The organism is Vibrio diazotrophicus, assembly GCF_038452265.1.
GTDB classification, from domain to species: domain Bacteria; phylum Pseudomonadota; class Gammaproteobacteria; order Enterobacterales; family Vibrionaceae; genus Vibrio; species Vibrio diazotrophicus.
In genome coordinates this window covers 3,129,738-3,152,849 of the sequence record NZ_CP151842.1, presented here as the reverse complement: position 1 = coordinate 3,152,849, position 23,112 = coordinate 3,129,738, and the positions used below count along the sequence as shown (strand labels likewise).

Annotated in this window: 19 protein-coding genes and 3 pseudogenes; 11 read left to right on the top strand and 11 right to left on the bottom strand. The window is 43.1% G+C overall.

The genetic code is table 11. The features are described 5' to 3' along the window. Positions 1-181: 181 nt before the first annotated feature. Positions 182-1,048 carry a YicC/YloC family endoribonuclease gene (locus AAGA51_RS14600; protein ID WP_042488082.1) on the bottom strand — a complete coding sequence of 289 codons (867 nt, stop codon included), beginning with the start codon at positions 1,046-1,048 and terminating at the stop codon, positions 182-184. 223 nt (positions 1,049-1,271) lie between these two features. On the opposite strand from AAGA51_RS14600, the gene rph reads away from it, so the two are divergent. Together rph and pyrE are read left to right on the top strand one after the other, a co-directional pair. Continuing rightward, complete coding sequence (gene rph, locus AAGA51_RS14595) at positions 1,272-1,988, top strand: ribonuclease PH (protein WP_042488085.1); 717 nt, start codon at positions 1,272-1,274, stop codon at positions 1,986-1,988. 76 nt (positions 1,989-2,064) lie between these two features. Continuing rightward, a complete protein-coding gene (pyrE, locus tag AAGA51_RS14590; protein ID WP_042488090.1) occupies positions 2,065-2,712 on the top strand; it encodes an orotate phosphoribosyltransferase in 648 nt (215 codons plus the stop codon). 45 nt (positions 2,713-2,757) lie between these two features. Here the strand turns inward: pyrE and lpxM are convergent, their stop codons facing one another. The 4 genes from lpxM to coaBC form a co-directional block, all read right to left on the bottom strand. Further along, positions 2,758-3,759: a lauroyl-Kdo(2)-lipid IV(A) myristoyltransferase gene (gene lpxM / locus AAGA51_RS14585; RefSeq protein ID WP_042488093.1), complete on the bottom strand. Its 1,002-nt coding sequence runs from the start codon at positions 3,757-3,759 to the stop codon at positions 2,758-2,760. Positions 3,760-3,775: 16 nt separating this feature from the next. After that, on the bottom strand, positions 3,776-4,723 hold the full coding sequence (gene lpxL, locus AAGA51_RS14580; RefSeq protein ID WP_042488096.1) for an LpxL/LpxP family Kdo(2)-lipid IV(A) lauroyl/palmitoleoyl acyltransferase: 948 nt from the start codon (positions 4,721-4,723) through the stop codon (positions 3,776-3,778). Between the two features lie 5 nt (positions 4,724-4,728). After that, a complete protein-coding gene (gene slmA, locus AAGA51_RS14575; protein WP_042488100.1) occupies positions 4,729-5,319 on the bottom strand; it encodes a nucleoid occlusion factor SlmA in 591 nt (196 codons plus the stop codon). A gap of 130 nt (positions 5,320-5,449) precedes the next feature. Further along, positions 5,450-6,682 (bottom strand): bifunctional phosphopantothenoylcysteine decarboxylase/phosphopantothenate--cysteine ligase CoaBC, encoded by a 1,233-nt coding sequence (gene coaBC, locus AAGA51_RS14570; protein ID WP_042488103.1) that lies wholly within the window; start codon positions 6,680-6,682, stop codon positions 5,450-5,452. 172 nt (positions 6,683-6,854) lie between these two features. On the opposite strand from coaBC, the gene AAGA51_RS14565 reads away from it, so the two are divergent. The 7 genes and pseudogenes from AAGA51_RS14565 to mutM all read left to right on the top strand — a co-directional run bounded on the left by AAGA51_RS14565 (position 6,855) and on the right by mutM (position 12,652). After that, a complete protein-coding gene (locus tag AAGA51_RS14565) occupies positions 6,855-7,985 on the top strand; it encodes an RNA-guided endonuclease TnpB family protein (RefSeq protein ID WP_042488104.1) in 1,131 nt (376 codons plus the stop codon). Between the two features lie 259 nt (positions 7,986-8,244). After that, on the top strand, positions 8,245-9,924 hold the full coding sequence (locus AAGA51_RS14560; RefSeq protein ID WP_042488108.1) for a methyl-accepting chemotaxis protein: 1,680 nt from the start codon (positions 8,245-8,247) through the stop codon (positions 9,922-9,924). A 115-nt stretch (positions 9,925-10,039) separates the two neighbouring features. Further along, positions 10,040-10,270, top strand: a pseudogene (locus AAGA51_RS14555) (JAB domain-containing protein); the annotation flags it as partial. Between the two features lie 448 nt (positions 10,271-10,718). Then, positions 10,719-10,955, top strand: coding sequence for a 50S ribosomal protein L28 (gene rpmB, locus AAGA51_RS14550; protein WP_021704597.1), 237 nt, complete (start codon positions 10,719-10,721; stop codon positions 10,953-10,955). 13 nt (positions 10,956-10,968) lie between these two features. Next, on the top strand, positions 10,969-11,136 hold the full coding sequence (gene rpmG, locus AAGA51_RS14545; protein WP_002535344.1) for a 50S ribosomal protein L33: 168 nt from the start codon (positions 10,969-10,971) through the stop codon (positions 11,134-11,136). Between the two features lie 198 nt (positions 11,137-11,334). Then, positions 11,335-11,817, top strand: coding sequence for a hypothetical protein (locus tag AAGA51_RS14540; protein ID WP_042488114.1), 483 nt, complete (start codon positions 11,335-11,337; stop codon positions 11,815-11,817). A 25-nt stretch (positions 11,818-11,842) separates the two neighbouring features. Continuing rightward, complete coding sequence (gene mutM / locus AAGA51_RS14535) at positions 11,843-12,652, top strand: bifunctional DNA-formamidopyrimidine glycosylase/DNA-(apurinic or apyrimidinic site) lyase (protein WP_042488116.1); 810 nt, start codon at positions 11,843-11,845, stop codon at positions 12,650-12,652. Positions 12,653-12,751: 99 nt separating this feature from the next. On the opposite strand, the pseudogene AAGA51_RS14530 reads toward mutM, so the two are convergent. Beyond that, positions 12,752-12,958 (bottom strand): annotated as a pseudogene (locus tag AAGA51_RS14530) (transposase); the annotation flags it as partial. A gap of 378 nt (positions 12,959-13,336) precedes the next feature. Here AAGA51_RS14530 and AAGA51_RS14525 point away from each other — a divergent pair. Next, positions 13,337-13,513: pseudogene (locus tag AAGA51_RS14525) on the top strand (transposase domain-containing protein); the annotation flags it as partial. 174 nt (positions 13,514-13,687) lie between these two features. Here the strand turns inward: AAGA51_RS14525 and AAGA51_RS14520 are convergent. Beyond that, entirely contained in the window at positions 13,688-14,290 is a 603-nt protein-coding gene (locus AAGA51_RS14520) for a hypothetical protein (protein ID WP_042488119.1), read from the bottom strand. A gap of 677 nt (positions 14,291-14,967) precedes the next feature. Continuing rightward, the gene (gene tnpA / locus AAGA51_RS14515) at positions 14,968-15,387 is read right to left on the bottom strand and encodes an IS200/IS605 family transposase (protein ID WP_042488125.1); all 420 of its coding nucleotides are present in this window, start codon (positions 15,385-15,387) and stop codon (positions 14,968-14,970) included. Here tnpA and AAGA51_RS14510 point away from each other — a divergent pair. Further along, positions 15,335-16,345 (top strand): RNA-guided endonuclease TnpB family protein, encoded by a 1,011-nt coding sequence (locus tag AAGA51_RS14510; protein ID WP_217995517.1) that lies wholly within the window; start codon positions 15,335-15,337, stop codon positions 16,343-16,345. The genes tnpA and AAGA51_RS14510 overlap by 53 nt on opposite strands. 64 nt (positions 16,346-16,409) lie before the next feature. Here AAGA51_RS14510 and AAGA51_RS14505 read toward each other — a convergent pair whose 3' ends face one another. From AAGA51_RS14505 to AAGA51_RS14495, 3 genes are read right to left on the bottom strand one after another with little or no spacing between them, the layout of a single operon-like run. Then, complete coding sequence (locus AAGA51_RS14505) at positions 16,410-17,687, bottom strand: hypothetical protein (RefSeq protein ID WP_042488128.1); 1,278 nt, start codon at positions 17,685-17,687, stop codon at positions 16,410-16,412. Then, complete coding sequence (locus AAGA51_RS14500) at positions 17,684-20,482, bottom strand: integrase (protein WP_042488131.1); 2,799 nt, start codon at positions 20,480-20,482, stop codon at positions 17,684-17,686. The genes AAGA51_RS14505 and AAGA51_RS14500 overlap by 4 nt, the downstream gene beginning before the upstream one ends. Continuing rightward, positions 20,475-22,022, bottom strand: a complete 1,548-nt coding sequence (locus tag AAGA51_RS14495) for a hypothetical protein (protein WP_042488134.1) — start codon at positions 22,020-22,022, stop codon at positions 20,475-20,477. Before AAGA51_RS14495 ends, AAGA51_RS14500 begins: the two co-directional genes overlap by 8 nt. Positions 22,023-23,112 lie beyond the last annotated feature (1,090 nt).

Genomic DNA, 23,112 nt, shown 5'->3' with positions numbered 1-23,112 from the left:
ACGAGTCTGTTGGTCATCTCAAATTTGCCTTCAACGTCCAAATTGAGTTGGCCAACATTTTTGCTTCCAAGTCAGTAAAGAGTCGTAAAGCAGATTGAAACGATGAATTATGCTTGGTTTTGAAATAAGAAAAAGCCCTTATAAATAAGGGCTTTGTGCATTTTAGAATTTGGATCTGGTGTTATTCGATGTTTTGAATCTGTTCACGCATTTGTTCGATAAGCACTTTAAGTTCTACACCTGAAGCGGTGATGTCAGTGCTGATTGACTTGGATGCCAACGTGTTTGATTCACGGTTGAACTCTTGCATCATGAAGTCCAGTTTACGGCCACAAGCGCCGCCTTTTTTCATCACATTGCGTGCTTCTTTGACATGAGAATCTAAGCGATCCAGCTCTTCAGCAACATCGGATTTTTGTGCCAGAAGAATCAGCTCTTGTTCTACTCGCGTTGGGTCTAACTCAACTTTTGCTTCTTCAAACTTGTTGAACAGACGCTCACGTTGCCATTGCAGAATCTCAGGCATACGTGCGCGAACTTTCACTACTTCTTCGCTGATCGCAACCAAACGCTGCTCAATCAACTTTTTCATGTTTTCGCCTTCACGACCGCGAGCATCAATAAACTCTTTAACCGCTTCGTCGAACGCTTCTAGAAGCGTTTGGTTAATGGCATCCATATCTTGCTCAGGCGTTTCCATTACACCCGGCCATTGCATCACCTGAAATGGGTTGATACGAGTCAGTTCACCAGTCATGTGCATAACCTGACCCGCGGCTTTAATCACTTGGTGTGCTAATGCTTCATTGATTTTAAGTTCACTTTGCGCAGCAGGGTTAGCTTCAAAGCGTAGGTTACACTCGACTTTACCGCGCGCTAAACGCTGACGAAAACGCTCACGAAGCACAGGCTCTAGGCTACGAAATTGTTCAGGTAAGCGGAAATAAGTTTCTAGGTAACGCTGGTTTACCGAACGAATCTCCCATACTGCGCTACCCCAATCGCCTTTGACTTCTTTGCGTGCATACGCCGTCATACTGTAAATCATCAGTGAATCCTTGATTAATCTTCTGCAATTTAATTAGCGCTAATAGTAGCATACAAACACATGGGATAGGTGAGCGCTAATCTCGTTGTTGAAGATTCACACCTAGGAACTGAATCGGAATTCCTATATAATCCTCGCCCAATAAATTTCGGTTACCGGCTGAGTTTTTACCGACTTAGTTTTACTAACACAGCTTTGTTTCCACAACACAGGTAAATACCTTATGCGTCCAGACAATCGAGCTGCAGATCAAGTTCGTCCAATTAAAATCACTCGTCAGTACACGGCATATGCAGAAGGCTCTGTGTTAGTTGAATTCGGCAACACCAAAGTGCTGTGTAATGCCAGCGTTGAAGAAGGCGTGCCACGTTGGTTGAAAGGTCAAGGTAAAGGCTGGGTGACGGCGGAATATGGCATGTTACCTCGTGCAACACACTCACGCACTCGTCGTGAAGCGGCAAGTGGCAAACAGGGTGGCCGCACCATGGAAATTCAACGTCTGATTGCGCGTAGCTTACGTGCAGTGGTGGATTTAGAAGCCATGCCTGAAGTGATGATCACAGTGGACTGTGATGTTATTCAAGCAGATGGTGGTACACGTACCGCTTCTATCACTGGTGCTAGCGTTGCATTGGCGGATGCGTTTACTAAGCTAGTTGCTGACGGTCGCTTGAAAAAGAACCCAATGAAAGGCCACGTAGCCGCAGTGTCTGTAGGCATTCTTGGCGAAGAAGTGCTTTGCGACCTTGAGTATGTAGAAGACTCCGCAGCTGACACTGACATGAACGTTGTCATGACAGAAGAAGGCAAGATGATCGAGATTCAAGGCACAGCTGAAGGCGAACCGTTTAGCCACGAGCAACTGCTGGATTTACTGGCTGTTGCCAAGAAAGGCATTGCCGATATCGTCCAGGTTCAAAAATTGGCTCTGGCAGAATGATGTTTTTATAGCTCCCAATTGGGGGCTATTTTTTTAAGTAACGTTTTTTTAAGTAACTACGGAAGAGAAGAGAAAGATGAAAGCATACCAGCGTGAATTTATAGAGTTTGCCCTTGAAAAACAGGTGCTAAAATTTGGTGAGTTTACTTTGAAATCAGGCCGTAAGAGCCCTTATTTTTTTAATGCTGGTCTGTTTAACACTGGTCGTGATTTGGCTCGCCTAGGTCGTTTCTACGCCGCTGCGCTTGTGGACTCAGGTATTGATTACGATGTGTTGTTTGGCCCTGCTTATAAAGGTATTCCAATCGCAACAACAACCGCTGTGGCTCTGGCTGATCACCATGATGTGGACACGCCTTACTGTTTCAACCGTAAAGAAGCGAAAGACCACGGTGAAGGCGGTAACTTAGTCGGTAGCGCACTGGAAGGTCGTATTATGTTGGTGGACGACGTTATCACCGCTGGTACTGCGATTCGTGAATCAATGGAAATCATTAAAGCGAACGGTGCTGATTTAGCGGGAGTATTGGTTGCGATTGACCGTCAAGAGAAAGGTAAGGGCGAGCTTTCTGCTATTCAAGAAGTTGAGCGTGATTTTGGCTGTGCAGTAGTTTCAATCGTCAGCCTGACTGATCTTGTGACTTACCTTGAAGAGAAAGGCACGAACAACGAACATCTTGATGCAGTAAAAGCATACCGTGCTGAGTATGGCATTAGTGCTTAATTGATAAAGCGTGATGGATATGAAAAAGCCCCGAACGGGGCTTTTTTAGTTTTGGGTCGGTGGTAACGGTTTTTCTTGGTCACCATCATGTGAGTTGTCATAAATCTCAATGCCATCACGGCGAGTTTTGAGAAGCGACAACTGCCACATATATTGCTCTGGATGAGGGCGAACTAAGTCTTCAATCGCTTGGTTCATTGCGCGCGCATCCGCTTCTTCATCACCTGTCGGGAAGTTTTCTAAGGCAGGTAAAATATGTACTTCATATTTCTGTGTTTTGTCGTTATACGCAGGTAGCACTGGAACGACTTTCGCTTTTGAAAGGCGAGCCATTTTACCAAAGCCTTTTAAGGTCGCTTTTTCTGTACCAAAGAAGGGAACGAAAACTGAGTTCGCCTCGCCGAAATCTTCATCCGGTAACCAGTAACCTAAATAACCATCTTTGATAGAGCGGACAAAAGGTTTAACCCCTGCGTCACGAGCGAAGATGCGGCCACCATACTGCATACGCTGAACGTGCATTAACCAGTCGCCGATTGGGTTACGCTGAGGCTTCATGATGGTTGTTACTTTGTAGCCTTTCGCTGCCAGCATTACCGCTGGGTAATCTACAGCCCAAGCATGCGGTGCAAGGATAATCACCTTTTCACCAGCATCAAGAAGTGGCAATAGGTTTTCTTCGCCAATCATCACACCGCGGTTTTGGTTATGTTTGGTTGAGCGAGCCAAAAACTCAGAATAACCCAACATGTACTGGGCCGCTTTGACAAACGTTTTTTCTAAGATTTCCTGACGTTCTTGCTCGGATTTCTCAGGGAAGCAGTAAGCTAGGTTAACGCGAGCACGACGAACCACTCGACCATTTTTCTTAATGGCAAATCGAGAAAGTTTACGCGCTAATCCGTCACGCCATGACACTGGCATAAAAGCGAATAGAGCAGCGAAAGCGATACCTATCCACGTGCCCCAATGTTTCGGATGAAGAAAAGACCACTCGAAAGTTGGATTATGTAAGTATTTATTGATGCTGTTATCGTTGTCGCTCACAAGCAGAACCTTTTATTTACTGGTATCGGGCATTGGTTTGTGTTTCATCTGGCAGCGATTTAAACCGCTTATGAAGCCACATCCACTGTTCTGGGGCGCGAAGTATAATCTCTTCAACAAATTTATTCATGTAGGCTGCCGCAGCTTTTTCATCTTGTTGAGGGTAATGGCCCTCGATGGATTGATCAGCAATAAGCTCATATTTACCTTGTGAATTTCTAAAACCTGAAACTGGTACAATCGCACATTTGCTGCTGTAAGCCAGAATACTGGTGCCCGTAGTGGTACATGCTTCTTCTACTGCAAAGAAAGGCACGAAAACAGATTTGTTATGTCCGTAATCTTGGTCTGGCAAATAGAACAGAAGCTCACCTTGGCGCAGTACACGAATCATTTTCTTCAGGTCGGTACGATAAACGAGTCGGTTACCATTACGTGTTCGGCCACGGTACTGAATAAATTCATACGCAGGGTTGCTGTGCGGACGATAGACACCATAGCCACTAAGACCAATAACCGCAAAGGCGCGAGCGGTGATTTCTAAATTCAAAGCGTGCACGCCACACATTAAAACACCTTTACCGTTTTCTGCATGTTTGCGTACAACCGCAACATCTTTTTCATCCAAGATGCGCTTAAAACGCCAAGTTGGCCAAAACCAGGTAATACCGGTTTCAATCAGAGCCATTCCAGTGTTTTTGAAATTTTCGATTACCATTTTATCGATATGTTCTTCTGACATATCAGGAAAAGCGAGCTCTAAGTTTCTTTTAGCAATAAAGACCCGTCTTTTGCCAAAGCGCATGCCAAAAGCCCCGATTGCGTGGCCAAGCTTTAGCAACATACGGTAGGGCAATAGGTTAACGGTTAAGGCGAGTAGACCAAATCCAAACCATACACCCCAATATTTAGGATGCAGCAGGGATAAGGAGAACTCTGGTTTGCCGGGTCTTTTTGTGCTCATTGTCTTTACTTAATTTGTGCGCTGAGTAATGCCCAATATTCTTCAAAGTTTTCGGTTGGTTGGTATTTAAAGTCTGAACGTACAAAACGGTTCAAACTTCCTTCAACTTGGCCGAGCAACTGGGCGGCTAGTGTTTTTTCATCGACTGGGAATGATTTGCCTTCACGAATTTTACGCTCTCGCAGTATTTGGCGCAAAGAGGTTTCAATTCGTTCAAACAGTTGGTTAATTCTGTCACGCAGACGTTCATTCTCAAACATTAGAGCATGTCCTGATAGAATTCTTGTCAGCCCAGGGTTACGTTCTGAGAAAGCCAGAATAAGTTGCATCACTAATCGAATGCGATTGAGAGTATCTTTCTCTTCATCAACAATGCGATTAATACGTGACATTAACGATTCTTCAATAAACTCGATGAGGCCTTCGAACATACGCGCCTTACTTGGAAAATGGCGATATAAGGCAGCCTCTGAAACGCCAACTTGGGCGGCGAGTTTTGCAGTCGTGATGCGCGATGCACCTTCGTTTGACTCGAGCATTTCAGCAAGAGCTTGGAGAATTTCTTCGCGGCGATTGGTTTTTTTATTGCCGGCCATAACCCGTATCTTCCTTCTGGTTATCACTGCTAATCACGAGGTAGTGGTTGCGTGGAATAGACGCCATTACTTCGTAAGTTTGAGATTATTTAATGAGGAAGTAGGTGGAATCACCACCTACGATTTGCGTTTAGCTGTCCGTTTTAGCGATGAAGCTGTTTATTAGTAGCACTAAAGCGTTTGCCAGTTCAGCTTTACTTGCCAATGGCAGTGCCTGCTCACCTTGTTGCCAATATACGGTTAATGCGTTGTCATCACTATTAAAACCTTGTCCTTCGACAGATACGTCGTTAGCACAGATCATATCGAGGTTTTTGCTGGTTAACTTACCGCGTGCGTATTGCTCCACGTTTTGCGTTTCAGCAGCGAAGCCGACCGTAAAAGGGCGCTTTTCTGTTAAAGCTGCAACGGAAGCGACAATGTCAGGGTTTTTAACCATAGTGATGGTAAGAGTGTCGTTGTCACCCGTTTTCTTAATTTTTTGTTCAGCGACGTGTTCTGGGCGGTAATCTGCTACAGCCGCACAAGCAATAAATACATCATGTTCCGTTGCGGCTTGCATGACAGCACCATGCATGTCCAGTGCGCTCTCAACATTGATTCGTTTTACTTGCTCTGGCGTAACCAAACTTACAGGCCCTGAGACTAAAGTCACTTGCGCGCCCATTCTTGCTGCTGCGTCTGCAATTGCAAACCCCATTTTGCCAGAACTGTGATTGGTCACGTAACGAACAGGATCAAGAGCTTCACGAGTTGGACCTGCAGTGATCAGTATGCGTTTCCCATCTAACGGTTTTTCAGTAGATAAGGGCTTTGGACCAAAGAATGCTTCACAGTGATGAACCAATTCCATCGGTTCTAACATGCGGCCTTTACCCACATCACCACATGCTTGTTGACCAGAAGCCGGTCCCCAAATCATTGCGCCACGGCGAGCAAGGGTCACTAGGTTTTCTTGAGTTGCCGGGTTGCCGTACATCTGCTGATTCATTGCTGGAGAAACCGCAACTGGTGAGTCCGTTGCCAGCACTAAAGTGGTGAGCAAATCGTTACCCATACCTGCTGCCATGCGTGCAATAAGATCAGCGGTTGCTGGTGCAAGCAGAACTAAGTCTGCCCATTTGGCCAGCTCAATGTGGCTCATTGATGCTTCTGCACTCGGGTCAAGCAAGCTGTAAGAAACGGGATTGCCGGAGACGGCTTGCATAGTAAGTGGAGTAATGAACTCACGCGCAGCATCAGTCATTACTACTTGAACTTGTGCGCCACGCTCAATCAAACGTCGCGTTAATTCTGCGCATTTGTAGGCGGCGATGCCCCCACTGATGCCAAGCAGAATTTTTTTTCCTGCCAAAGTTTGCATTCTGGATTCCTCAAAAAATCTGCGGGTTATGTTAGCAAACGAATCCTATATTATCGCCCGATCAGGGCGATAATATAGGATTAATGACCGTTAGGGCAGCTTTGCTTATATCTTTGCGCTTTTCTGTTGTCTGTTGTACTTTATTTATATTGAATAAATAAGGTTTTTTACTTTGAATAGAGCGATAAAAATCCGGATTTTCCCAAACCGAGAGCAGCAAGGTTTCCTTGATGCGCAGTTCGGTGCGGTAAGATTCATTTACAATCGTGCCCTTCATATCAAAAGCCATTATTACAAAAAGAAAGGCATTAATCTTTCACCGACTAAAGAGTTAAAAGCCCTTATTTCCGTTGCTAAAAAACACGCTAAATATGAATGGCTAAAGCAGTTTGATTCTATTTCACTGCAAGAGTCGACTCGTAATCTTAAGAAAGCCTTTGATAACTTTTTCAGTCCAGAAATGGAATCTCGATATCCTCAATTTAAAAGGAAACAAGGTAAGCAATCCAGCTACCATTGCATGAATATAGATTGCGATAGCGAAAGCATTAAGATCCCCAAACTCAAATCCAGAATCAAAGCCAAAGTTCACCGTCCTATTGAGGGTGTTTTGAAAAGCATTACTCTTTCCAAAGCATCCACAGGGAAGTATTACGCCTCACTTTTATTTGATGTAGAAAAGGTACTGCCAGAAAAACCAAAGCATATCACACAGGTGAAGGGTTTTGATTTAGGGTTGTCTGACTATCTGATTGACAGTGATGGAGTAAAAATCCCTAACCCTCTCTTTTTGCTACGCGCAGAGCGAAACTTACGCAAAAAACAAAAGTCATTGAGTCGGAAGGTTAAAGGCTCTCGCAACCGAGAAAAAGCAAAGTTGCTGGTGGCGAAAGCGTATGAAAAACTTACCAATGCACGGAACGACTTTCAACACAAACTTTCAAAACGTATCGTTGACGAAAACCAAGCACTGATATTTGAAAAATTAAAGTCGTCTAACATGATGAAAAACGGAAAACTCGCTAAACACATTGGTGATGCTGCTTGGTTCAGCTTCGTTCAAAAAGTAAGGTACAAAGCGGATTGGGCAGGCAAGCATTTTGTCCAAATCAGCCAGTGGCTACCGAGTTCCAAAACCTGCTCCTGCTGCGGTCATAAGCTGGAAAGCTTGCCACTTGCAGTTCGACACTGGATTTGTCCGGAATGTCTAACTCTGCACGATAGAGATCGTAATGCAGGAATGAACATCAGGCTAGCAGGAATTATCGATTTAAAGGCGGAAGGTTTCACCGTCTCAGCATAGCGATGCGCCGTCAGTCTTAAGGAGTATTTCTTTAAGCTCGCGCAAACGACCTATGAAGCCTCGCCCGATCAGGGTGGGGGAGATTCACCACAACTCCCAGAATATGTATGAGCTGTGTCAACTTAACAATCCACACAGGCGGAATATATGAGATTTTGCTTACACATCGGCGAGATTTTCTTTAAGAAAAGGCTCCTCCTGAAGATAATGTTTTATGTATCAATAAAACCAATATAAAAAATTAGACGCTGGAGCACTTATGTTTCGTTCGATGAGAAGTCGTACCAAGTTGTTATTGCTAACTGTTGTTCCGTTAGTTTTGATAACCAGTATTAGCTCTATGGTGTATTACTGGATAGGGATGAACAGTTTGCAACAAGAGCTGACTCAATATCGTGAGCAGTTAGTTAACAACCGTAAGCAAGAGTTAAAAGCCTACCTGATGATGGGAGTGACGGCGGTTAAGTCTCTTTACGAAGAAGACAGCAGCGCTGAAAATAAAGCGTTGGCAAAGGAAATCTTAAAATCGATGCGCTTTGAAAGTGATGGTTACTTTTTTGCGTACGATTCAAAAGGTGTGAATACCCTTCACGCAATGAACGCATCACTGGAAGGTAAAAACCTTTACGGATTAAAGGATGAGAATGGCGTCCCTGTTATTGCTGGTTTAATTGATGCGGCTAAAACGGGTGATGGGTTCTTATACTTCTCTTGGCAAAAACCTTCTATTAAGGCCCAAGCACCAAAGTTAGGTTATGCAGAATATTTACCTAAGTGGGACTGGGTGTTAGGTACAGGTATTTACATCGATGATATCGATACTCAGCTTGCCGAATATCAAACACAGCGCTTGGCTGTTTTGCATGGCCAAACCTATTCAGCTGTGGGTTTATCTTTTCTAGGTTTGTTAATTACAAGCTTGATTGTGAGTTTGCTTGTGGCTCGTGGTGTAGCACCGTTGCAGCATATTGTCGGCTCTCTAAAAGATGTGGCTGCGGGTGGCGGTGATTTAACGGCTCGTTTGAAAGTGGAAAGTCACGACGAAGTGGGTGAAGTGGCGAAAGCATTCAATGATTTCATGGACAAGCTTCATCCGATGATCGCCGATATTCGAGGTTCTGCCGACGACGTAAGCAGTGCAGCTATGGAACTGGATAAGCAAACTTCTCAATCCAGTCAGCAGATGAACGAGCACTGTTTAGAAACCGATAAAGTAGTCACAGCGGTGACTGAGATGAGTGCGACCTCTCGCGAGGTGGCGAACAACACCAACGCAACGGCACAAGCTATTGAATCTGCTAATCAACAAATTATCGAAGCTCAGAGAGAAGTGAATCTGGCTATTGAAGGCATTGGCGCTCTAGTCAATGAAGTCGATTTGACTTCTGATGCTATCCAAGAGCTAAGCCAACAAACCAGCAAGATTACTCAAGTTCTTAAAGTGATTGGTGATATCGCTGATCAAACTAACCTGTTAGCGCTAAATGCTGCAATCGAAGCGGCGCGAGCGGGTGAACAAGGGCGTGGTTTTGCGGTGGTTGCTGATGAAGTACGTTCTCTGGCGAGCAGAACACAAAACAGTACAAAAGAGATTGGCGACATGATTGAAGCGTTACATCAAGGTGTTAACAAAGCGGTCACGAGTATGAATGTCAGCCAAGAACGTGGAGAGAAGACGGCGTTAGAGTCAGTTCAGATTAAAGAAACGCTCTCTGGTATTTCTAATGCGGTTTCAGTGATTCAAGATATGAGTACCCAAACGGCTTCTGCCGCTGAGCAGCAAAGCGCAGTAGCTGAAGAGATTAACCAGAATCTTGTGACCATTCAGCACATTGTGAATGATCTGAGTGAAAATCTGAAATACTCGGAATCGATCAGCCATCGCTTAACGCAGTCTGGAGACAAAGTAGGAAGCCTGGTTGGACACTTTAAGGTTTAACCAACACTCCCGCTTCAAGCAATATTGAACTCTGTCTAAAAATCCCCTAAGCCAGTTGCGGTTTTGGGGATTATTTCGTTTCTGTATGCCAAATATCCCCCAACGACTTGGTGTTGCTGCCAGTGTCTACCCAAGAGAAGTGGTAAAACGCGCGCTTCACCACAATGCTGCGGCGCTCATATTGGCGCATAATCATCCTTCAGGTATGGCTGAGCCCAGTCAATCAGACAGAAGGATCACCAGTCGTATCTCAGACGCTTTAGCTCTAGTGGATATTCGAGTCTTGGATCACTTTGTTGTTGGGGACGGAGAAATCGTTTCTTTTGCTGAGCGAGGGTGGATGTAAACATTGATCGCTTCATTCTCACTTTTTATGAGCAAACCCAAGCAGCAAATTAGAACAACACCTTGCCTAGTTTTGTATTTTCTAAGGAAAGAACGCGTCTAAAATGCAATGTTTAAACCTATCATTATGTTAAAAAACAACGCTTAAAAGAGATTTGTTGATGATTTCGCCTGAATGCGTAAAAAATGCTTAGCTTTCTGTCGTTTTCTGGTATGATTCGCACACATTTTTTGACACTAATTCAGCTCGCCAGAGAAAAAAGATCAGCGAATCCTGCAAAAAGGATCTGTTCGGGTCTTGAGCAATGGGTATCAAGTTAGTATAATGCGCGACCTTTGATAGCCTTGCGTGGATTTTCCATAGCGGTTTTTACCTCAGTTCTTTTGAACATTAAGGGGTTCAGCCAGCAAGGTTGATATCGAGCTGAAACGATTTGGAGAAGACATTCATGTCCCGAGTATGCCAAGTAACTGGTAAGCGTCCAGTAACGGGTAACAACCGTTCACACGCACGAAATGCTACTAAGCGTCGTTTTCTGCCGAACCTACAAACTCATCGTTTCTGGGTAGAGAGCGAAAAACGTTTTGTTAAACTACGTCTAACTGCTAAAGGCATGCGTATTATCGACAAGAAAGGCATCGATGCTGTTCTTGCTGACATCCGTGCACGTGGCGAAAACGTTTAAGAGGAATTAAGCAATGGCTAAAGGCATTCGTGAGAAAATTCGTCTAGTATCATCTGCTGGTACTGGTCACTTCTACACTACTGACAAAAACAAGCGTAACATGCCAGGCAAATTCGAGATCAAAAAGTTTGATCCAGTAGTTCGCCAACACGTTATGTACAAAGAAGCGAAAATCAAGTAATTGATTGCTCTCTTTAAGTAGTAAGAAAACCCAGCCTATACGGTTGGGTTTTTTCTTTTCTACGCTATATCTTTTTCTGCAAGCTTCCGCTTGAAAGGTTCACTGTTCTGACACTCCTCTCTAGGATCTGTATTTTCTTCCTGTTAATCTACATCCACGCTTTTACTATGGATCTCCTCATTGATTAAGGATAGCTTCATGCGTGTTGCTCCTAGTCGCCGTCGTCGGTGGAACAATATTCTCATTCTGGCTGTGGTGTTATTTATCGGGGTATTAAATCTTCCCGCCGTGATAAAAACCTACTTTATGGAACCGCCCGCGCCAGCTTACTCTACGTTGCTCAATGCAGATTGGCAGCTACAAGCGATACATTTTCCCCAGCTATCTTTAGAAAAGAACCAAGGACGCTGGAGAGCGACGCCACCAAGCAGTATTGCACCTGAAATATTGGTAGAACGTTGGAAAGATTTGGTTGGTACTGAAGTTGATGATGAAACGTATCAGTCGTTTCTGCCTATTCTGCGTAATCCACAAACGGTAGAGGTGTGGTACAGCGATCGCGAAGAACCACATAGGATCACTTTTTATCAGACACCGCGTTTTTTGCTGTTCAAAAACTGGCAAGATAAGTGGATAGCTATTTCGGTTGAACAAGGCTACTTGTTGCCTGAGAACGAATAATCAGAAGAATGAGACAGGAAGTGTTATGCCAGAACTCCCAGAAGTAGAAGTCAGTCGTATGGGAATTTCGCCTCATCTTGTGGGGCAGAAAGTGCGGTCATTAGTCTTTCGTACACCGAAATTACGTTGGGATATTCCCGTTGAACTGAAACAGATGGAAGGGCAGGTCATCCGTTCCATTTCCAGACGAGCGAAGTATTTGTTGATTGAAACCGATATCGGTACGGCAATCGTGCATCTTGGGATGTCGGGGTCATTACGGGTGTTGGATGGGTTTATTACCGCAGGTAAGCACGATCATGTTGATCTCACTTTGAGCAATGGCAAAGTATTACGCTACAACGACCCTCGACGATTTGGCGCGTGGTTGTGGTGCCCAATTGGAGAATCACATTCTGTGCTTGGTAATATTGGTCCAGAGCCACTGACGGATGAGTTTGATGCGCCATACATGGCTGGAAAGGCAAAGAACAAGCGTGTTGCGGTGAAGCAGTTCATCATGGACAACAAAGTTGTAGTGGGTGTAGGGAACATCTATGCCAGTGAATCGCTTTTTAGTTCTCGAATTCATCCACAACGCTCAGCTTGCTCTTTATCTTTGGACGAGTGGAAAACGCTGGTGGCAGAAATCAAAGCGGTGCTTACCGGTGCAATAGCTCAAGGCGGTACAACGCTTAAAGATTTTGCTCAGGCAGATGGCAAACCGGGCTATTTTGCGCAAGAACTGCAAGTGTATGGAAAAGTAAAACAAGCATGCCCAAGTTGCGGTGAGTCGATCATCGATCTAAAAATCGGGCAGAGAAATACTTTTTTCTGCCCTGAGTGCCAGCGTTAAATTTTTCGCTGTATGTAGGTTGTTACCACTATACTCAGTTAGAAATTTCGCCGTAAACCCTCGCAGGATGAGGGCGGAGATATAAGAGGCGATAGCGTCTTAATCTGGAGTCGATTGACTCTTTACATAGGCTTTTAATGTTCCAATTGTCGCACCGCCAGCAGTGCAAGCAAAGTATGAGCGAGACCATAGGACGGAGCTTTTGCTCTGTCTCGTAAGGTGTGTCTTTTGTCGTCGCGACATGTGAGATGAAACAGCTTTCAAGTTGTTAACCATTACGCTGATTGGAAGTTTTTTTTGGGGGGGTATGAGAGCAATCTTATTGGCAGAAATTTTAGGAATTCGAGAAGGGGCAATAACGGTAAAAACGGTAAAATCGATATTCAAACTCAGTAAAAGCCAATAAATATCATAACCAGTAGGCCCGGCTTCATAGCAGATTAGAATGACGGGTATAGCTTCATAAGCTTCTTCATCAGCCTAATGACAGAATCTTTGGATGAGGATATGTTTCCCCAAAACCTTACCTATCCCTGTCGTTCAGGACTCGCTATTGCAACTGCAATTGTGTCTTTATGAGCATCAAGCCCTGCATAAGTCGAGTAATTGTGAACATTTGCCATATCAGAGACCTCCAAAAACACACCATAGCTGAATGTTTAGTATATAAGGTCATACCCCATCTGGTTATTCTCGGCCAACCCTAATGGGGCGGAAGCGAGCGCGATGCTTTACAGTATCGTCGAGACAGCGAAAGCCAACGGCCTTATTCTTTACGACTACATGGTCAAGTGCATGAAAGAGCTAGCGAAAGCAGAGCCAGATATCGATGCGCTCCTACCTTGGAACTTCAAACATTAATAATATCGCTCAGTGGGATCATGGGGCGTGTACCTTTTATTTGAGTGATTTCTTACCCCTTACCAAGCAATGCTTCTTATTTGGTTAGTAGTTGATCGATTCTCCAATACACCAGGCAAGAGGATAGGCCGCCATTATGGTCGGGCAATATCCTACTTGCTTATTATAACAATGTTATTGGGGGTATTGCAGATAAATAAATTCAAAGCCCATAGTTGTAAATGGTGCAAAGTGAAGTTGTGTGCAAAGTATAACTTGACGCTTTTCCAAATTCACGATGGCTACTGACTGCTCGGCATAACCAATGATAGACTCTGGGAATGTGTGTTGAATTTCTATTGCAAGCCACAGTGCTTGAGTAAGTTGCAGATGACGATACCAGAGTTGATCTTGCTCAATCGGATAGGTTCGGCAGCAGCATGATGCCGAAGCAAGCCAAAACTTTATCAAAGATAGTTCAGGTAAAGCCTCGTGAGCTTGGAGATCAAATCGATAGCGTATTTCCGTGCTGAAACACGATTGAACGTGTTGTTGAAGTAATTCATAGATCTCTGGATTACGGCGGTGTGCTTGCCAACATTGTTGAGCATAAACCGATAAGCTATCTTGTAGCTGTGGTGAAGGATAGCCATCGAAGCTCGCTTCAGAACTCCACCAGAGATTGCGTACTTTTGCTGAGAGACCACCTAGTGACATCACGCTCAGTGTATTTGCACTCGCATTATCAAAATCCAGCATACGCTGAAGTGCGGATAATTGTTCATAGTAGTTACTCATCACAATCCTCCTTGTGCTATAAATGACTTAACATCACTTTGGTGGTCTAACCTCTGATCAGAGAAATGATTTAAGAAGATGTAGACAAGACCGGCAGCACTATTGAGTAGCAATTCTTTTAACAGCACTATTTTCTTACTAAATGGAAAGTGAGATCGAAATTGATAGGTTACTAATGTAGTATCAGCATTAATCTGATTAACGATAGTATTAGTGTGACTTAGGTTTTGGATGCTGTTCATCATCTTCGTATCCTCACAAAAATGATGATAATAGAACGAGATATGTACATTTAGACAAATATAAAAGCGAGCCATGCCATGGCCTCCATTGGTTGCAGAACTGTAAATAGATCTGTCCCTGACCGATGGAATTCGTTAGAATTTGTCTATCGGCTGGGCTGGGATTAAACGTTAGAGCAGCCGGTACGGGGTAGGAAGGGGGCAACCTTCCTACCCCAACTGCTTATCTGATTTTCCTAATAATATTTTTTCAAACACCACCGTTGAAAATCTCATCTACTACACTATATTGATCACTGTGTTTTTGTCCAGTATTTTGTTGTTTTTTTACTGGTGTCGCGTTCATCACGTGAAACATTGACAAGTTTTAGCCATTTCGCCGTAAACCCTCGCCCGATTAGGGCGGGGATATAAGGCGTAAGACGCGATAGCGTCTTAATCTGGGGTCGATTGACTTTCCACATAAGCTTTTAATGTTTCAATAGTCGCACCGCCAGCAGTGCAAGCAAAGTATGAACGAGACCATAGGGCGGAGCTTTTGCTCTGCCTTGTAAGGTGCGTGTTTTGTAGTCGTAGCATACGAGATGAAACTGCTTTTAAGTTGTTAACCATTACGCTGATTGAAAGTTTTGGAGGGTATGAGATCAGTAAATGAACGTGATCCTGTTTACCATCCATTTCTCTCAATTCGCATTCAAGTTTTACACACGTTGACTCAAAAGCTTCCCTTAACTGTTCGATCATAACTCCAGTAAACAACTTGCGTCTGTACTTCGTTGTAAATACCAGATGAACAACCAATTTGCTCACACTGAATCCAAAAAAGGATATAAAACCACTGCTTGCCGTTGCCAAGAAATCCCGCCAATACCACTGGTTGAAGCAATATGATTCAATCGCCTTACAGCAATCGGTGATCAATCTTCACCAAGCCTTCGATAACTTCTTTAATCCGAAGTCGAAAGCCAAGTACCCACAATTCAAACGTAGACATGGCAAGCAGTCGAGCTATCACTGTGCGGGTGTAAAGGTACTTGATGGGGCAATTAAGCTTCCAAAAATGAAGCCTATAGAGGCGAATGTTCACCGTGAGATTGCAGGTGTGGTTAAAAGCATCACTGTAAGCCTGAGCAAGACAGGTAAGTTCTACGCATCAATCCTTGCGGATGATGGAGTGGAAGCATCAACACCACTCCACACAGTAAGAACAGTTACAGGTGTCGATCTGGGTTTGTCTCATTTTGTGATTGAGTCAAACGGCAGAAAGACAGCCAACCCAAGATTTGTAAAACGCGCTGAGAAGAATCTCAGACGTAAGCAGCGTCAGCTATCCAGAAAAGCCAAAGGCAGTGCTAATCGTGCAAAAGCTCGAATACTTGTTGCTAAATGCCATGAAAAGGTAGTGAATGCTCGCGCTGATTTTCAACACAAACTCTCTCGAACTCTCGTTGACGAAAACCAAGCGGTGATAGTTGAGAGATTGAAATCAGCAAATATGATGAAAAACCGCAAACTAGCAAAACACATAGCTGATGCCTCATGGCATAGCTTTGTTGCGAAACTAGAATACAAACTGAAAGAGCAAGGTAAGCACCTAGTAAAGCTCGACCAGTGGTACGCCAGCTCTAAAACATGCCATTGTTGCGGTCATAAAATGGAAGAAATGCCCTTATCGGTTCGCAAATGGGATTGCCCGTCTTGCGGTACAACGGATATTGATCGCGACTTAAATGCCGCCCTTAATATTCGTGATAAAGGCATTCTAGAATTAAAGGCGGCTGGACGGTCGTCTCTGCTTATGGAAGCTATGTAAGTCTCGATACTATCGAGCCACGGCTAACGAAATAAGAAGCATCGCCTGATAAGGTGGTGAGAAGTCACTCATCGCTGAAGATAAAAAGGTCTTGTTGCTTTTCTTTAATAGTTGAATTGTTATCTGTTTGTTTTTCTTCTAAATCCTTAATCATTTTGAGTACGCTATCTAACTGTCGTTCGTCTCTTTCGATAGAGATGGTAGTGTACGGTAGGTTATCTTCAAGGGAGTAATATACTCCTAGTTTCAACTCGCCAAGAGCTGTTTCAAAAATATCCAACCTTGTTTTTGTTGCTTCCTGCAAATTTTTAACTCTAACTCCCTCCAGCTCTTTCGGAGAAAAACGGAACAAAGAACCGACATTAGTTTTACTTTCACCAACTTCAAATACATGAATGAGTTTAGTAAATGCGTATGGAGGAATTAGAACAGCAATCGCTGCTTTTTCGTCGCCTATATATAGAAGAAATTCATCAGCTTTTTTAATTTGGCTGTATTCCTTAACGCAATGATTTAGTTCTTTCTTCAATGTAAAAAGGTTGAGTGCAACGTATTTTAGCGCTTGAATGGGAACGGTTTTTTTTTGGTAAAATTCTTCAACACCCGCTAATGAGCACGTTAACGTACACTCTGGTGTTTTAAATGTTATCGTTTCACCTTGTTGTGCGATTTCGATTTCATTACCGGAGGTCATTTGGCAAAGTTTAGTCATTTGCATCGTTGTATCTGGTGTTAATACCATGGATACAGGCAATTTCATATCCAGAGGCAAAGCTTTGTCTTCAACTACGCCCTGACGCTGGATACGTACGTAATTTTCTTCCTTGTTTAGTTGAAGATACTCAAATGGTAGGTTTTTATGGGCTTCATATACGATGCGTTCAATGGTAGCTTTTGAGGTTTTTGTTGTAGGGCATTTAGGTGTATTTGCCCAGTAAGTCAGATGTTCATCAGATGGGGCACTGCACTGACAACGACGTAAAGCAGTGCTTTGCAATTCGTCTTTGAGCCGTGTGCTTCTATCTAGCACCTCTAAGAACATTGTCCCTGATGGCTGAATCTCGAATTCGAGTTTTATGTCTTCTCCTTGTATAAAATAGTAAATGAGCTGTTTAGTAAAACTAGCATCGAGAGAAAAGTGCTTGTTTTTTAGTGAAATGGAACGCTCGTCTAGCATGAATGTATAGTGGTCACAAAGGGGGAGTTGCCCGTTAATGAAGGTAATCGTATTCTGTGTTTTATTAACCAGTACTGTTACGACACAGTTAGCGAAATGGGTATCAATACCTTGAGATAAGCTTTCAAGCAAAGAGCGTTTATTTGCAGGGATAATGATGTTCATTGAGTATCCTTATTGAATTGTAATGAATGTATGAATTGTTGAGTAAACATAAGTGTTTGGTTTGAAATAGAAAATTTGGGACGTAAAGTAATGGTAAGCATAGTCTTACCGATAGAACGATTTTTAACTGAAATTGCTTCTCCACCTTGTACAAAGTGCTCTTTGAGTAGCGTTATTTGACGTGCGCGATTAAGGTTTCTATGGGCGGTCAACTCAAACTGACACGAGAGCCACGCCCAGTCCTTGTGGCGGAAGAATGAGGTAAAGGCGCGAGCATTTTTTACGTTGCAGGCAAGCGTAATCTGAAGTGCTTGGCTGCCTTCTGAGAGTTCGACTTGAGGCAATTTGCTTAGTGCTGTTCGTTGTTTTTTGCCAACAGGAGTGATGTCGTGTTGACAACTTTGACTCCAGATTTTGCTTAACGTCGCAAGTTCGAGACAACCGTTGGACTGCATAGCCTTAAACAAAAAACCGATTAATGTATTGGTACTAAGATAGATAGTGTTTTGCCAGTTTCTGAAGTGGTCAAGTGACGATTGCTGTTCATTTTGTTGTTGTAACTGTCCGAAAATAGCGCTTCTTAATTGAGAATTGGTTAATTGAATTGGTTGAATTCTTTTATCTCCGAGCATTTTGTATGTAATGTTAGATCTCAAGGTTTTTAGCTTGCGTGCGAGATTATGCGATGTTGATGATAATCCCAAGAGATAGCGCAGTTCGCTGTGAGAGTAGGAGCGGAGCGTATATGGTCGATGTTCAGTACTTATGATAGGTAACAGCCAATCAATGTCGTGCAAATAAGACCATCTTGTTGTTGCGTAATTGGTATGACCAATTTGTTTGCAAACTTCGTCAAAGAAGATCCCATCGTTCGCCTCATCAGGACTTCGGCCTTCCAGCCAGTATTCGAAACGGGTACAGATAGACTTTTGTGATAAGACCTCGCATTCTAAAGGTGTATTACCGCGCTCATTTTCAGGGGTTCGGCTGACGAAATGTAACATCTGAATCATGAAAACATGCACACCACTGTGGCGCAGATGGTGAAAGTGCATGTGTGTACCGAAGAGGATTTTTAGTGCTCTAGTGATGGGTAATAGGTAATAGAGTTGCCGAGAATGGTATTTTTCATCGTCAAAACCAATTAATGGACAGTCGGGAGAGGTTCCCTCTTTTATCGCTTTTATCACTTGAAAAAGCTTTCTATAGGGACTAGGTATGGTGGTATACACCGCGCGTGACAGCCCGCTCTTTGTGCGGCCTTCTTTTGTATTTGCAATGAATAGAGTAAGTAAACCTGTTTTAGGAACAAACTGTACGTCCTGACAGCGAAGACGCAGCACTTCGCCTCGACGGAGCATACCAAAGTAACCTAATAACGCTGCAATAACTGTGAATAAACTGCGAAGAGGATGGGTCGTATTTTGAGTGATGAGCGCTTGAATAAGGGTATCAAGTTCAATCAAGTCCAAACGGCCTGCACTGACTGACGGTGCAGTTGTGGGCATGGTAAAAAGTGTTAAATCAATGCTGTCTGTTTGCTCTTGATGGCTGAGAAAACGTAAGAAATAGAAAAAGGTCTGTCTTAGAGCATCGCCATTCAATGAGTCAAAGATATTTTTTGCCCACAAATTGACGGAAGCTTCGTCGATCGCCTGAGCATAAGTCAAAGGGTAGAGGTTAAGAATATGTTCAAGTTGGGTGTACTTAATAATAGAGCTAACTGCTAAGGTGGATTTCTTGACGCCACCATGGGTCAGCAACTGCTGAGTGTAGTCATACAGTAATCGTGGTAAAAGGTTATTTGCGTCCCACCTCGGTGGCAAAGGGGGCTTTTTCTGTGATGCATGTGATTTGAGTAGTAATTTATGGGGCCAAGCATGTTTATTTTTTGACTGAATTGCTCCCATAAACCAGTTGGCATCCCAATCAATGGTGTAAATTTCAGATAACTGGTGCCTAGATGATTGGATGTTCAAAGGTAAGCTCACGTGTCTCTCTGGGTTGGCAAGATCTTTGAGCAGGATTGGCGGCAAGTAGTGATGTAGATACCAAGTGATTTGGAATCTTTTTGACCACTCGGCGCGAGTAGCCTGAGAAAGGCCGTGATCAACAAGCCATTTCGATAATTGTTTAAAAAGCATAGATTCACTAATATGCTTAGATGGTTGGGCATAGTAGTCGCTAAGTAGCCGATAGCTCGTCAATGGTAAATGATAGTGAGTTACTCGAAGCTCATCTTTGCTGGTATTCTGATGAGTCAAGCGAAGTCTAGGTATTGGTCGCTCAGATGTAATAGAAGTGACATCATTTAAAATGCAATCAATGTGGCTTAAGGACAACGGAGCGATTTCAAAGCCTATCATTAAGGCGATGAATGCTGGAGACAGCGTTCCTCGGTCTACAAAGTATTGTTTTTTTTGTTGCTGAAAACTGTCGAATATCTGATGAGCTTTCTGAGACTGCTTAGCGATAGATTCGAACCATCCAAATTCCGTATCACGAATAGCTACCTGTTCTTGCTCTGGTAAACGCCAGTGACAAGCATCCTGCAGGTAAAACAAAATATCGTTCAGTGCTTGTTTATAGTGCCGCTGTTTTCCTGTAGGTACTGTTGCGATGATTTTTCTAGCACACCGAATGTCGGCCTGTATCAGTCTTCGCTCACAATGGTCAACAATATTCCAACGCTCTAGCAACCAAAGAAGATCTTCTAGGTATGCGCAGTTTTTACCAAGTTGTTCGAAGTGGCGTTGGACTGCTCCAGCAAGTAGAAGATTGTCGCGCCTAGACATAGATGAACTCCTTCAGCGAGAGTCGAGTAGCATAATGGTTGAGGTAAGTTTTTATAGTGTTGACAGTGAATGGAAACACTACATCTCTCCCCAGATGTTCTCCAATGCTTTCATGACCCATTATTCGGTCAATGTCTTGATCAAGTAACCTAGCAGAAGACAGATCATTGACTGCACTTTGGGCAAAAAAATGACGAAGTTGATAAGGAATGACACCTGGCCAAAGTTGGTTCATAAATTGACGGAGAGCACGGTTGGACAAACGAAAAGTTCGTCCTGAGTCATCAATGCAATACCATAATTCTTCAAGATTGTTACTTATAGAAAACTTCGAAAGTACTTTAGCCTGTAGTTCACGATAGTGTTGGATTTCGCGCTTTAGATAATCACAAACAATGAGTTGCCTAAGTCGACCTTTATCTTTAATGAACACAATGTTTCCCCCTGCATAATACTTTCCCAAAATGCTGATACCATGTGTTGGTCTCGCACCGGTGAGTAAGATAAAAAGTAATGCCACTCGATAAGTAGCTGCTTGAAAATAGTTTATCCACAGATTTTTTTTTGCTGATTTTTTTGGGGCGAGTTTTTCAACATAGTTAAATAAGAGGTCGAAAAAATGCACGACTTCATTCTCGTCGAGGTAACGTTTACTGCCAATTTTGATAGCGGGGCTGCGAATAGTTTGCTTGACGTTATTGGACGTATCTAAAACATACTGGGCAATACGTCCTGATGAAGTGAGGTATCTGGCTAGTCTTGTGCGATCTGCAATAAGGTTAGTTGCGTGATTTTCGTGAAATACATCGAAGTGAGTGGATAAATTGGCACTTCTTGCGGCTTGTATTAGGCGGGTGATGTAGCGATGCTGTGCATCGAAGAGTTTGTATCGGACTCTGTCACTGTCAATTCGTTGATATCGTTCGGCGTGTTTGTGATGATTTCTATTGTTGGTTACTATCTGTGCTCTTGGGATGGCTGAAAGTGTATTGTCGACAAGAGCGCAATTGATCAAATACCGGTGAAATGAATCTTTGCGGACTCTTGGTAAGTGACTTAATGAGGGCGGGGTTTTCCAATTTTGATTCATCAACAGAAAAAGGCGAGTTTTGACCTTAGGGCGCAAGAATGGCGTTTCATAGCTTTGGCCACTGATAAATGGCTGAAAGAAAGCATTGAAATGAGGAGGTAGGGGGTGCCAAAGATAATGAGTCGACTCTCCGTCTTGATAGCCATGCGCATACTCGGTCCATGTATACGAACCATCATAATAAGTTCGAAAGGTATTTTTTCGGCAAATCGTAGAGCCTGATATCCGCTCAAAATCTGGTATATCTTCTGATGATCTAATATTTGGCCATTGCTGAGTCAGCCAAAGATGTAACGCCACAATGGTCATTGCCGGGCGGTCTTTCGAACTCTCCTTTGCCAATTTTCGTAGCATAATAGCCATCGTGGTAGCGTGCTTAAGTGCGTCAGGATAGCGTCCTCCAGAATTGTGTTGTCGATTTCTACGGGCAATGTGATTAATTGATACCATGCTGCATCCCTTTGAATTATCTAAAAGCGTAAGGTGAGTAATCTTCGTTAGTCGCCATTACCCGTTTTGTTCGTGCAGTAATTTTGAGTGGTGAGATAGGGCTAATACGCTGATGTCTGCTCGGCGTCTGATTCGAGAATACATTGATTAAACATGTGAGAGCTAAAAACAAGAAAGGGCTTAGGACTTCGTGAACATCATTGTCTTCACGCATAATCATGGGCATGAATAGCTTCTCGTATTCAGAATGATCGCTGAGTCTCTCTATATATTGAATAGGCATTAAACTATGCGGCTGCGTGCCAATCACAACAGGTAGTGAGTGTCGTTCTCGTGGTAGATGACTCTCTGTAGAATAAATCGAACTCTGCTGGTGAGCACCTATGAAAGCGAAAAGATAATTTTTTGTGAATGAGTGGAGTCTCCAATATATCTGGAGTCTTATAGTGTGAAAAATTATTCTATTTGTTTTTGAATTCATAATTGGCGCACTATTTTTTAATTAGAATTAAATCGCAATATATTGTGTATGTTGTAGTAATTATTACGATATATTGTGTTTCCTGTTTTATTATCATAATCACAATTCATCAGACGTTAAAAACTTTCTATGAACGAGGATCATGTTTTTTTTGAAAAATGGATAAGGGATCTCAAAAATGGTCCTTTGAGATTATAAGTTTGTCGTTTTTGGTGATGCTGGGGTTTGCAGCTTAAATTGATAAATTACGAACGGTGTTGGGGTAGCCCTTAATCACCAACGAGAATGGAAGCTTAGAACTTGCCTGTGTTACTCAAACTGACAATAATGCTTTTTACCATGCGATTTTTTGCATTCAGCTTTATATCAAGCAAATTATCAAATGCTTAGTGAAGATTGAGCTTCTTGCTGTAATGCAATTTAGTTGTACTATTTCAGCCTGTGGTATTTACGTGGCTTTTTTGTAACACCAAGCATTGGCTTGAAATCCTTTTGGGGATTTAGCGTGACACTGTGCTTGCGGTATTTATGAGACTTTAAATGTAGAGCTTTTTTGGTCATAAAACGTATAGGCTCACGCTGTTGCTATTAAAAATTCAGGTTGCCCTT

Coding starts and splice junctions, on each gene's coding strand:
- AAGA51_RS14505 (WP_042488128.1), bottom strand. CDS start 17,687: ATGAACATCATTATCCCTGCAAATAAACGCTCTTTGCTTGAAAGCTTA.
- rph (WP_042488085.1), top strand. CDS start 1,272: ATGCGTCCAGACAATCGAGCTGCAGATCAAGTTCGTCCAATTAAAATC.
- AAGA51_RS14540 (WP_042488114.1), top strand. CDS start 11,335: ATGCGTGTTGCTCCTAGTCGCCGTCGTCGGTGGAACAATATTCTCATT.
- pyrE (WP_042488090.1), top strand. CDS start 2,065: ATGAAAGCATACCAGCGTGAATTTATAGAGTTTGCCCTTGAAAAACAG.
- AAGA51_RS14495 (WP_042488134.1), bottom strand. CDS start 22,022: ATGGTATCAATTAATCACATTGCCCGTAGAAATCGACAACACAATTCT.
- slmA (WP_042488100.1), bottom strand. CDS start 5,319: ATGGCCGGCAATAAAAAAACCAATCGCCGCGAAGAAATTCTCCAAGCT.
- AAGA51_RS14500 (WP_042488131.1), bottom strand. CDS start 20,482: ATGTCTAGGCGCGACAATCTTCTACTTGCTGGAGCAGTCCAACGCCAC.
- coaBC (WP_042488103.1), bottom strand. CDS start 6,682: ATGCAAACTTTGGCAGGAAAAAAAATTCTGCTTGGCATCAGTGGGGGC.
- rpmB (WP_021704597.1), top strand. CDS start 10,719: ATGTCCCGAGTATGCCAAGTAACTGGTAAGCGTCCAGTAACGGGTAAC.
- AAGA51_RS14520 (WP_042488119.1), bottom strand. CDS start 14,290: ATGAGTAACTACTATGAACAATTATCCGCACTTCAGCGTATGCTGGAT.
- AAGA51_RS14600 (WP_042488082.1), bottom strand. CDS start 1,048: ATGATTTACAGTATGACGGCGTATGCACGCAAAGAAGTCAAAGGCGAT.
- rpmG (WP_002535344.1), top strand. CDS start 10,969: ATGGCTAAAGGCATTCGTGAGAAAATTCGTCTAGTATCATCTGCTGGT.
- AAGA51_RS14560 (WP_042488108.1), top strand. CDS start 8,245: ATGTTTCGTTCGATGAGAAGTCGTACCAAGTTGTTATTGCTAACTGTT.
- mutM (WP_042488116.1), top strand. CDS start 11,843: ATGCCAGAACTCCCAGAAGTAGAAGTCAGTCGTATGGGAATTTCGCCT.
- lpxL (WP_042488096.1), bottom strand. CDS start 4,723: ATGAGCACAAAAAGACCCGGCAAACCAGAGTTCTCCTTATCCCTGCTG.